The 11665-nt window shown below is 66.2% G+C and carries 6 protein-coding genes, 2 pseudogenes and 1 other annotated feature; all 8 genes and pseudogenes read left to right on the top strand.

Annotation, left to right across the window (positions count from 1 at the left end):
* Positions 1-24: 24 nt before the first annotated feature.
* A pseudogene (locus tag KBA48_RS19870) lies at positions 25-822 on the top strand (formylglycine-generating enzyme family protein).
* Positions 819-2987, top strand: coding sequence for a glycoside hydrolase family 97 protein (locus KBA48_RS19875; RefSeq protein ID WP_292909583.1), 2169 nt, complete (start codon positions 819-821; stop codon positions 2985-2987). The pseudogene KBA48_RS19870 and the gene KBA48_RS19875 overlap by 4 nt, the downstream one beginning before the upstream one ends.
* 41 nt (positions 2988-3028) lie before the next feature.
* Positions 3029-4582: a sulfatase gene (locus KBA48_RS19880; RefSeq protein ID WP_292909585.1), complete on the top strand. Its 1554-nt coding sequence runs from the start codon at positions 3029-3031 to the stop codon at positions 4580-4582.
* Positions 4579-6216: a sulfatase-like hydrolase/transferase gene (locus KBA48_RS19885; RefSeq protein ID WP_292909587.1), complete on the top strand. Its 1638-nt coding sequence runs from the start codon at positions 4579-4581 to the stop codon at positions 6214-6216. Before KBA48_RS19880 ends, KBA48_RS19885 begins: the two co-directional genes overlap by 4 nt.
* 13 nt (positions 6217-6229) lie before the next feature.
* Positions 6230-7936, top strand: coding sequence for a sulfatase (locus tag KBA48_RS19890; protein ID WP_292909589.1), 1707 nt, complete (start codon positions 6230-6232; stop codon positions 7934-7936).
* On the top strand, positions 7929-9512 hold the full coding sequence (locus KBA48_RS19895; RefSeq protein WP_292909591.1) for a sulfatase-like hydrolase/transferase: 1584 nt from the start codon (positions 7929-7931) through the stop codon (positions 9510-9512). Before KBA48_RS19890 ends, KBA48_RS19895 begins: the two co-directional genes overlap by 8 nt.
* Positions 9513-9520: 8 nt before the next feature.
* Positions 9521-11179 (top strand): sulfatase, encoded by a 1659-nt coding sequence (locus KBA48_RS19900; protein WP_292909593.1) that lies wholly within the window; start codon positions 9521-9523, stop codon positions 11177-11179.
* A gap of 64 nt (positions 11180-11243) precedes the next feature.
* Positions 11244-11665: pseudogene (locus tag KBA48_RS19905) on the top strand (transposase); the annotation flags it as partial.
* Positions 11525-11629, top strand: a sequence feature (AL1L pseudoknot). (Overlaps the previous pseudogene by 105 nt.)

An 11665-nucleotide genomic window follows, 5' to 3' on the forward strand; every position in this document is an offset into this window, starting at 1 on the left:
GTGCCGGCGCCTGACACGGCGGACATGGTGACGGTGCCGGCCGGAGCGGTGACGCGTGGCAGTAACGAGGGATACGCCGACGAGGCACCGGTCAGCGATACCGCCGTCGCCTCCTTCCGGCTGGATCGCAGCCCTGTCACCGTGGCGGATTTCCGCCGTTTCGTGGCCGCGTCGAAGCATCGGACCACGGCAGAGTGCCTGGGCGATGGGGCGGTTATGACCTTCGGCACCGGCGAATGGCGGCTGGTGCCGGGGGCAGAATGGCGCCATCCGCGCGGGCCGGAAGCGGATGCGCCCGCGGATGACCATCCCGTCACGCAGGTGTCCTGGTACGACGCCAAGACCTATTGCGCCTGGGCCGGCAAGCGGCTGCCGACGGAGGTGGAATGGGAACATGCGGCGCGCAACGGCCGCAACGATCCCGGCCGCTACCCGTTCGGGGACAGGGTATAGCAGGACGGCGTCTATGCCGCCAATTTCTGGACTGGGCAGTTCCCTTATGCCAATAGCGGCAAGGATGGCTACCTGACCACCTCCCCCGTCGGCGCCTATGGCCATACGAAGCTGGGCCTGACCGACATGGCCGGCAATGTGTGGGAATGGGTGGAGGATCGCTATGCCGCCTATGATGGCCGCGCCAGCCGTCTGGGGCCGACGCAGGGTGAGGAGCGGGTGCAGAAGGGCGGATCTTTCCTGTGCGATCCCAGCCTGTGCCATGGGTTCCGCATCACCGCACGCGGCCATTCCACGCCGGAATCCAGCCATATGCATGTCGGCTTCCGCTGTGCCGCCGATCTTCCCCGGCGGGAGACCGCGTCGTGAGGAAAGGCTGGCTGGCCGTCCTGGGTGTCCCGGCGCTGCTGGGTGCCGCCGTCTGGTGGGGGCCGTCCCTGCTGATGGCGCGCATGCAGACGGAGGATATGGCCCGCTGGCCGGCCGCCCCGGCAATTGCGGCCCCGCCGGGGGCGATGCAGGAGACGGTGCTGCTGACCTCGCCGGACGGGCGCATCGAACTGTCCGTGGGAGGGGACGCACAGGGTCCCCTCTATGCCGTGCGCCTGGACGGGCAGGAGATTCTGGGACCTGCCCGCCTGGGGCTGGTGGTGGACAGTGTCCGGCTGCCGGCATCGCCAATGCCGACAGCGGTGCAACGGCGCGGCCAGGATGAAACCTGGGAACAACCGTGGGGCGAGGAACGGTTCATCCGCGACCGGTTCCAGGAAATGCGCCTCACCTATCCCGGCATCGACATTGTTTTCCGTGCCTATGATGACGGTATCGCCTTGCGGTATGAGCGGGCGGGCGAAGCCGCCTGGACCGTGACGGATGAACTGACGGAATTCGCCCCGCCGCAATCGCTGACGGCCTGGTGGGTCCCGGCTTGGGGCATCGCGCGGGATGAGTATCTCATCCGCAGGACGCCGCTGTCCGACCTGCCGGCCCAGCCGCAGGCCCGTGCCGTGCACACGCCGCTGACCCTGTCGCGGAGAGAGGGAACGGCCCTGTCGATCCATGAGGCCGGCCTGCGCCATTTTGCCGGCATGGTCCTGGCTTCGCAGCCGGGCGGGCGGCTGCGCGCGCAACTGGTGCCGCGCGCCGATGGGGTGGCCGTCCGCGGTGCCGGCCCCCTGCGCACGCCCTGGCGTCTGGTCCAGATTGGGCGGCGGCCCGTCGACCTGGCCAATTCCCGCCTGCTGCTGAACCTGAACGATCCACCCGCCATCCCGGCGGAAAGCTACGGCCGTCCGATGAAATATGTTGGCGTCTGGTGGGGCTTCATTACCCATGTCTGGGACCGGGTGCCGGGCGCGAACTATGGCGCCAATGACAGGCGAGTGAGGGACTATATCGACTTTGCCGCTGAAAACGGCTTTGGTGGCGTACTGGTGGAAAGCTGGAACCGCGGCTGGGAAAGCTGGCCGTCGCCCGACGGCACGCCGTTCAGCTTCACCCAGCCCTATGACGCGTTCGACCTGAAGGGTCTGGTCGCCTATGCAAAGGCCAGGGGCGTCGCCCTGATCGGCCATCACGAGACATCGGGCGACCTGATCCATTACGAAGCCAAGATGCAGGCCGGGCTGGACCTGTTCCGCGACCTTGGCGTGCCTGTGGTGAAGACGGGATACGTCGCCCGCCAGCCGGGCCTGCGCGTGCGCCAGCCCGACGGGGGTGAGGCGCGGGAATGGCAGTACAGCCAGCCCATGGTGGAGCATGAGGAACGGCTGGCCCGGCTGGCGGCCATCAACCATATCGCCATCGTCGCGCATGAGGCGGTGAAGGATACCGGCCTGCGCCGCACCTTCCCCAACCTGATGGCGCGGGAAAGCGCGCGCGGCCAGGAATATAACGGCATGGATGCCGTCCATGGCGGCAACCCGCCGGACCATGAGCCCACGCTGTTCTTCACCCGCATGCTGGCCGGGCCCATGGATTTCACGCCGGGAATCCTGGATGTGGATTTCAGTGAACTGCCGGGCTGGCGCGGGGTGCTGCACCGGTCGCTGCTGCGCACGCGGGTGAATACGACGCTGGCCAAGCAACTGGCGCTTTATGTCGTGTTCTACAGCCCCGTGCAGATGGCGGCCGATTTCATCGAGAATTATCGGGCCCGGCCCGATGCGCTGTCCTTCATCCGGCAGGTACCGGTTGACTGGGCCCGCTCCATCGCCTTGCAGGGCGATGTCGGGCGCTTCGCGCTGGTCGCCCGCCAGGACCGGCACAGCGACGACTGGTATCTGGGCGCCATCACCGACGGGGAAGGCCGCCGCCTGGAACAACTGCTGGATTTCCTGGAGCCGGGCCGGACCTATGCGGCCACCATCTGGGCCGACGCACCGGATGCAGACTGGCGCCGCAATCCGGAAGCCTTCGTCGTGCGGCGGCAGACGGTGCGTGCCGGCGACCGCCTGGCCCTGGATCTGGCGCCGGGTGGTGGACAGGCGGTCTGGCTGCGCCCCCTTCCGAAGGCGGATGAGCCGGCGCCATGACCACTGAAACAACAAAACAGCAGGAAATAGGGGTAGGAAAATTGGTCAGGAAATGGGCTTTCCGGCTGGTTGCGGCCATCGTGACGCTGGCGCTGCTGACCGTGATCGGCGTGGTGGCGCAGCGTCGTCTGAACCTGCCCGCCTCCAAGGTGGAACTGGCGGCGGGCAGTGCGACGGCAACCTGGCAGCAGGCGCCGGAACGGCCCAATATCCTGCTGCTGACGGTCGATGACATGAACTGGAACTCGGCCGGCATCCTGGGCGCCGATGTGCGGGGCGTGACGCCGCATATCGATGCGCTGGCCGGGCAGGGGATGTTGTTCCGGCGGGCCTTTGTCACTTCGCCCATCTGTCAGCCGTCGCGCTCGGTCTGGATGACGGGCATGTACCCGCCGCGCAACGGGGCCACCGGCTTCAACCGCATCAATGAGGATGTGCCGACCCTGGCCGACACGCTGCGCGCCAACGGCTATCGCGTCGGGATCGTCAACAAGGTCACCCATACCCCGCCCTATATGCCCGACCGCTGGGACTATTTCGTGGCCGAGCGCGACAATGGTGTGGGCCGCATTCCGGAAAAAATGGGTGAACAGGCCGAAGCCTTCTTCCGCGATGCGGCCCGGCGGGGCACGCCCTTTTTCCTAAACCTGAACATCAATGACCCGCACCGGCCCTTTGCCGGCACGTCCAACCCGCTGGCGCTGCTGGACCGTGCGGCGGGTCTGGACTATCCAACGGGCCCGACAGATGCGTACAAGCAGGGCGATGCGTCCATCCCCGGCTTCCTCCCTCAGGCGCCTTCCATCTCGCGTGAGATGGCGGAGTATTTCACCTCCGTCCATCGGGCGGACCAGTCGGTGGGGGCGGTACTGGCGGCGCTGGAACGGTCGGGGGCCGCACCCTATACGCTGGTCATTCTGGTGTCGGACAATGGCATGGCCTTTCCGTTCGGCAAATCGACCCTGTACGAGAATGGCACGCGCACCTTGATGGTGGTGCGCTGGCCGGACCGGGTGTCGGCGGGTGGTGTGGATGACAGCCACATGGTCTCGGGTATCGACATCGCCCCCACGATCCTGGACGCCGCCGGGGTGCCATCCCCCGTGGTGCTGGACGGGCGCTCGCTGCTGCCGCTGCTGGCGGGGCAGGCGGATGCGGGACCTGATCACGTCTTCACCTATCTGGCGCAGGTCAATACCGGCCTCGTGCCCTTCCTGGATCTGGATTTCACCTCCCGCGCGGTGCGGTCGCGCGATGGCTGGCTCTATATCTGGTCGCCCTGGGCGGATGGCAAAAAGGCCTTCGTGGCGGAGGCGATGCTGGGCCGCACCTATCCGGCGATGCAGGAACTGGCGGAGAAGGACCCGGCCATGGCGGCGCGCGTGGACCTTTTCCGCCATCGCGTACCGGAGGAACTGTTCAATGTCGACCGCGATCCTGACGGTCTGACCAACCTTGCCGACAATAAAGCGCATGCGGAACGGCTGGCGTCACTACGGCAGGTGCTGTTGCGCCACCTTGAAGAAACCAACGATCCGGCTCTGGACCGATACCGGGACTTCCTGGCCGGAAAGACAAAGGGAGGTGCGTCATGACGACCACCGGAAAGAAGATCGCACGCGCGCTGGCCTGGTCGGCGGGCGGGCTGGCCGGATTGGCCCTGGTGGCCACGGCCGGCTTCTTCGGCCAGCTTTACATCGGGCCGGATGAATCCCCACCGCCCGACCTGGCGACACTGGACCGCACGGCCCCGGCCGCGCGCAGTGCCGGGCCCCGCAATGTGGTCCTGATCCTGGCCGACGATCTGGGTTATGGCACCCTGAATGTGTATGGCGGCAAGCTGTCGCGCACACCCCATATCGATGCGCTGGCGGCTGACGGTGTGCGCTTCACCCAGGCCTATGCGACCGCCCCGGTCTGCGCCCCGTCACGCGCCGGGCTAATGTCGGGCCGGTATCAGCAGTCCTTTGGCTTTGAATACAATCCCAATGTCCAGTTCAGCGAACTGGAGCGCCGCCGCCAGATGCCGGGTGCGCAGGTCACCGTGGCGGAGATGGTGCGGCCGGCCGGATACCGCACTGGCATGGTCGGCAAATGGCATCTGGGCGTACAGCCGGAAAGCGTGCCGCAGGCGCAGGGGTTCGAGGAGACATTCGCCCTGCTGCATGGGGCTTCCAGCTTTATCACGCGGCCGCAGCCGGGCGATGTCACGGACAAACGCTTCTTCATCATGTCGGGCGGGGTCGACCGCGATCTGACACCCATCGAGCGCAACGGGGAGACGGTGCAGGTCGATGAGTACCTGACTGACCGGTTCACGGCGGAGGCCCAGGGCTTCATCATCGGCCACCGGGCGGAACCGTTCCTGCTCTACCTCGCCTACACCGACCCGCACGGGCCGATGGAGGCGCCGGCCCATTACCTGTCCCTGTTCCCGAACCTGACGGGGGACGAGCGGACCTATGCCGCCAAGGTGGCCGCCTTGGATGCCGGTGTGGGCAAGGTGGTGGAGACGCTGAAGCGGCAAGGGCTTTACGAGAACACCACCATCATCTTCGCGTCGGACAATGGCTGCCCGGACAAGTTTCCCTGGTGTGAGGCGGGACCCGTCTCCAACTTCAAGGGCACCTTGTTCGAGGGTGGGGTGCGCGTGCCGCTGATCCTGCGCGACCCGGCATTGCCGGCAGACCAGCGCGGCATGGTCAGCGATAATGTCGCCTCCCTGCTGGACGTGATGCCCACCGTGGCGCGCATCACTGGTGCCATTGCACCCGAAGGCTTCCAGGGTGCCGATCTGGCCCAGGTACTGGAGGGCAGGGTGGATCGCGCGCTGTTCTGGCGGGCGGGCCGCGCGGCGGCCGTGCGTGACGGCGACCGGAAGCTAGTCTCCTACGCCGATGCCGCGCCGGATGCGGAGAAATCCGTCGGCCATCGCCCGGCGGCACAGGCCATCCGAGGGATGCTGGGCCTGGACAACCGCAAGCGGGAGGAGGCGATCGGCCCCGTCTACAGCGCCGATCCGGCAGCCTATCCGCGCACCGACTTCCTGTTCAACCTGCCGGCTGATCAGGGAGAGAAGGCTGACCTTGCGGCCGGTGCGCCGGATGAGGCAGCGCGGCTGCGCGCCCTGCTGGATGGGTGGAGCCGGGCGCAGGCCATGCCGGCCTGGGGCGACGGGGAGGATGGTGGGCTGATCACCCATAACGGCAAGCGGCTGGCAGCGCATTGAGGGGACGCCCATTATGAAAAGACGCTGGAAAATCCCCATCCTGGCCGGGCTCGCCGTGGCGCTGACCCTCTGGTTTTGGCCGGAGCGGGAGGAGGGGCCGGTGTTTCGCCGGCCCGATCCCGCCGGGAGGCCCAACATCGTGCTGGTCGTGGCCGATGATATCGGGCTGCGCATCGGCGCCTATGGCGACCGGTTGGCTAATACGCCCAACATGGACCGTCTGGCGCGCGAAGGTGTGCGGTTCGACCGCATGTATGCGACCTCACCCGTCTGCGCGCCGTCGCGGTCCGCCCTGATCACCGGTCTGCACCAGCAGACGCTGGGCACCATGCATATGCGCACCACACCGGAGGATAAGGGCCGCATCCTGGGCGGTGCTTCCGACTTCCGCTACCAGGCGGTGCCGCCGGAAGGGGTGAAGGCCTTCCCCGAACGGCTGCGCGCTGCCGGCTATTTCGCCAGCAATAATGCCAAGACCGATTACCAGTTTGGGGAGCCCTTCACGATTTGGGATGAAAGCGGTGACGGGGCAAGCTGGCGACACCGGCCCGACGGCCTGCCCTTCTTCCATATGCGTACCATCATGCTGACGCATGAATCCTATGGCGTGACTTGGTGGCACTGGCCGCGCTCGCTGGCTGATCTGGCGGCACAGGTGCGCAATGCCATGACGCTCGGCCGCTATCCGCGCCTGACAAACCCGAAGGACGTGACCGTGCCGCCCTGGCTGGTCGATGCACCCGACACCCGCCGGCAACTGGCCCAGATGTATGACGAGGCCCATGCCGCCGATATCGAACTGGGCCGCACGCTGGATCGGTTGCGGGAGGATGGGGTGCTGGACAGCAGCATCGTCATCTTCACTTCCGACAATGGCGAAGGCGTGCCGCGCGGCAAGCGCAGCCTGACGGAGACGGGCCTGCGCTTGCCCTTTATCGTGCGTTTTCCCGACGGCGCCATGGCCGGCACGGTGCGGGATGATCTGGCCAGCTTCGTGGATATCGCCCCCACCGTCCTGGCCATGGCACAGGTACCACGGCCGGACGGGCTGGCTGGCCGCGACCTGTTCGCCGACCCCGCCCCGGATTATGCCTTCGCGGCCGCCGACCGGTTTGAGAATGTGACGACACGGTCCAAATCGGTGCGGGATGCGCGATATACCTATATCCGCAATTACCGCCACGACCTGCCGCTGCTCTATCCGCACAAGGCGCGCGACATGCTGCCCGCCATGTGGGACCTGGAAGCCGCGCACAAGGCCGGGAAGCTGACACAAGTGCAGGCCCGCTATTTCCAGCCAATGGCGGCGGAGGAACTGTATGACCGGCAGACGGACCCGGATGAGTTGACCAATCTGGTCTATGATCCGGCACAGGCGGACAATCTGGCGCGGCTGCGTCTGGCGCTGGACGATTTCAACGCCCGCGTCGGCGACCTGTCGGCGGTTCCGGAGGCGGAGATGGTGGCCCGCATGTGGCTGGGCGGTCACCAGCCGGCCACGCCCGCCCCCACGGCCCGCGTCGCAGATGGTCACCTGTTTTTGGAGAATGCGCTGTCCGCGGCCTCCATCGGCTGGCGCCTGCCCACCGATCCCGCCGAACATTGGCGCCTTTACACCAAGCCCATCCCGCTGGATCTGCTCAAGGGGGGCCTGAGCGCCCGCGCCGTGCGCTACGGCTACGCGGCCAGCGACAGACTGGAATGGAAAGCCCATGACTGAGCCTGTGAAGAAAAGCCGCCGCTGGCTGAAATTGTCGGCCGCCCTGCTGATACCGGCACTGGCGGCCGGCGGCTGGTATGGCTGGCGCACCTACAGCCGCATGATGGATAATGAGCGCTATGTCGTGGGGCGGATGGATACACGCCAGGGTGCCTATGCCGATGCCCATATCGGCGCGTCGGCCCCGGCCGGTGCCACCTTGCCCGCCGCCGATCCCGCCAGCCTGACCCGCCCGCCCAACATCATCGTCATCATGGCCGACGATCTGGGCTGGTCGGACGTCTCGACCCTGGGGGCGGGCCGGGTTCCCACGCCCAATATCGACCGGATTGCGCAATGGGGCGTCGCCTTCGCCAATGGCTATGTCACCGCCCCAATGTGCGCGCCCTCACGCGCCGGTCTGCTGACCGGCCGGCACCAGCAGCGTTTCGGCTTCGAGTTTAACATTGCCGAAAACCGTGCGAAGACGCAGGAGAAGGCCGACGATGACGGCGATCCCGTGGGGCTGCCCGCCGGCCAGCCGATCCTGGCCGAACGGCTGCGTGACGGTGGTTATGCCACGGCCCTTATCGGCAAATGGCACCAGGGGTTCGATCCGGCCCAGCACCCGCTGCGGCGTGGCTTCGACCGGTTCTATGGCTTTCTGCCCGGCACCATGAGCTATGCCCGCGCCGATGATCCCGGCATCCTGTCCTTCCAGCCATCCGGCGGCATCGGCGAGCCCAAGCCTCTGGGAACCCCCGTCATTTTTGATGGGGAGAAGCAGGTGGACATTCCGAAAGGCTATTACATGACGGAGGCCATCACCGATCAGGCCCTGTCTTTCATTGAGGCGAACCGCGACCGGCCCTTCTACCTGCATGTGGCCCATCATGCGCCCCATCTGCCGTTTCAGGTGCCCCGGCGCTATGCGGAGCGGTTTCCCGGCGTCGAAAGTCCGGAGATGCGCATCTATTTCGGCATGATCGCCGCCCTGGACGACAGTATCGGGGCGATCCTGGATCGGCTGGAGCGCGACGGTTTGCGCCAGAACACCCTGATCCTGTTCATGTCGGACAATGGCTGTGCCGTGGGCAAGGGTGTGTGCGGCTGCGACCCTATCGTCAATGCCGGCAAGTTCAGCATCATGGAAGGCGGCCTGCGTGTGCCCTTCCTGATGGGTTGGCCGGCGCGGCTTCCTCCCTCTGGCATTGTGGCCGGGAATGCCTCCACCCTGGATGTTGCGGCCACGGCGCTGGCGGCGGCGGGGGTGACGAACCTGCCGCCGGAACTGGACGGGCGTGACCTGATGCGCCATATGGGCGATGCCAGCCGGCCGCTGTTCTGGCGCGCCGGCAAGGTGGCGGCCGTGCGGCGGGGCGACTGGAAGCTGCGGCGGGAAGGGGGCGATACGAAGCTGTTCGACCTGTCCGCCGACCCGGCGGAACGCCATGACCTGCGCGCCCAGCGGCCAGAGGTGACGGGCGACCTCACCCGCCTGCTGGATGAATGGGATAAGGGGCTGGCCGAACCGCGCTGGACCCACCCGCAATTGCCGTGGCGCGTCTGTGGACGTTGGACCACGGGCACCCAATAAGGAACCCGATGATGCGCATCCTCACCTGGAAGCGGGCGGCACTCGGCGTCGCCCTGGTCCCGGCCCTGGCCCTGGGCTGGTTCCTGTCGCCCCTCTCGGAACCAGCCAACGATATGCCGCCGATGGCCACCCGGCCGAAAAAGGCTGGGCAGCCCAATATCCTGTTCATTATGGCCGATGACCATGCCTATCAGGCCATCTCCGCCTATGGCGGCAACCTGAACCGGACACCCAATATCGACCGGCTGGCGGCGGACGGCGTGGTCTTCGACCGGGCGCTGGTGCCCAATTCCATCTGCGCGCCGGCCCGTGCGGCCATCCTGACCGGCGCCATGAGCCATGTGAACGGCCAGTACAGCAACCTGGATCGGTTCGATGGCGAACAACCGACGGTGCCGAAGATGCTGCAGGCGGCCGGGTATGAGACGGCGCTGATCGGCAAATGGCATCTGGCGACAACGCCCACCGGCTTCGACCATTGGGAGATCCTGACCGATACGGTGGGGCAGGGACGCTATTTCCACGCCAATGTCCGCAGCCAGACGGGCAAGGCGCAATGGCCGGGCTATGTCACCACGGACACGACGGACCGGGCCCTGTCCTGGCTGCAGGGGGAGCGGCAGGCGTCCGACCGGCCCTTCCTGTTGATGGTACATTACAAGGCGCCGCACCGGACCTGGGACCCCGATATCGCCGATCTCTCCGCCCATCGCGACGGCCTCGTGCCCGAGCCGAACAGCCTGCGCCAAGGCTTGACGGATCGTGCCCCCGTGGTTGGCCGGGCCCAGATGGATATCGGCCGAGACATGTCCGGGCGCGATCTGCATTTTCAGTATCCCGACGAGCTGACCCCGGCGGAACGGGCGGCCTATGAACAGGCTTACGGGGCGGAGAACGCTGCCTATGCGGCGACCAAGCCCAGCCCTGACCAGCGCCTGTCCTGGCGTTACCAGCGTTTCATGCGCGATTACCTGCGTACTGTGGACAGTGTGGATCGCAATGTCGGACGCCTGCTGGATCATCTGGAACAGACGGGACAGGCCGACAACACCCTGGTCATCTACACGTCCGACCAGGGGGCCTATCTAGGGGAATATGGCTGGTTCGACAAACGCTGGATCATGGAACCCTCGGTACGCACCCCGCTGCTGCTGCGCTGGCCCGGCGTGGCGGCCCCGCAACAGCGCGTGGCAGCGCTGGCCTCACAACTCGACATCCCGGCCACCATTCTGGACGCGGCGGGGGTGCCTGCCGACCCCCGCATGCAGGGCCGCAGCCTGCGGCCTCTGTTGCAGTCCGGGGAGACGCCGGACTGGCGGAAAAGCGCCTATTACCATTATTACGAATGCCCCGGTGAACATAACGTTCCCTGTCATCTGGGCGTCATCACCGACCGCTACAAACTGGTGCATTACTACGCCCCGAATGTGGATCAGTGGGAATTACTGGACCGTCAGCGGGATCCGGCAGAAACGCGGAACTTCTATACCGATCCTGACTATGCCCCTGTCGTCGCGGAGATGTTTATCGAATTGGAACGGCTGCGCGAAGAATATGGCGACCGAACGCCATTGGAACAGCGCACCGGTGAAGCGATCTTGTCCTGGGTAACGCGGCAGGTGCGGGGCTTCATGAACGCGCGCAATCCAGCGCCCGACGTTGATTGAGCACACCTGACTGAACCGCTCCGAGTTTGCCGGAGGCTCCAACTCTTGAGTAGGATGGAGCATCATGAGCAAGACGACGAACAAGTTTTCCCCTGAGGTGCGCGAACGCGCGGTGCGGCTGGTTCTGGACAATGAGGGCCAGCATGGCTCACGTTGGCAGGCCATCCTGTCGATTGCGGCCAAGATCGGCTGCTCGGCGCCGACCCTGAACGATTGGGTCAAGAAGGCCGAGGTGGACGGCGGCCGGCGTGCCGGCATTCCGACCGAGATGGCGGAGCGGATGAAGGCGCTGGAGCGGGAGAACCGAGAGCTGCGCCAAGCAAATGAAATCCTGCGCAAGGCATCGGCGTATTTTGCGCTGGCGGAGCTCGACCGCCGACAGAAATGATGCTGGGCTTCATTGATGCCCACCGCCAGGAATACGGGGTCGATGGAGTGGACGCCCTCCCGACGGCATCATTGTGCCAAAGTGGCGGGGTATCAGAC

Source organism: Niveispirillum sp. (assembly GCF_017996735.1).
In the GTDB taxonomy this organism is placed as follows: Bacteria; Pseudomonadota; Alphaproteobacteria; order Azospirillales; family Azospirillaceae; genus Niveispirillum.

Coding starts and splice junctions, on each gene's coding strand:
- KBA48_RS19885 (WP_292909587.1), top strand. CDS start 4,579: ATGACGACCACCGGAAAGAAGATCGCACGCGCGCTGGCCTGGTCGGCG.
- KBA48_RS19890 (WP_292909589.1), top strand. CDS start 6,230: ATGAAAAGACGCTGGAAAATCCCCATCCTGGCCGGGCTCGCCGTGGCG.
- KBA48_RS19900 (WP_292909593.1), top strand. CDS start 9,521: ATGATGCGCATCCTCACCTGGAAGCGGGCGGCACTCGGCGTCGCCCTG.
- KBA48_RS19895 (WP_292909591.1), top strand. CDS start 7,929: ATGACTGAGCCTGTGAAGAAAAGCCGCCGCTGGCTGAAATTGTCGGCC.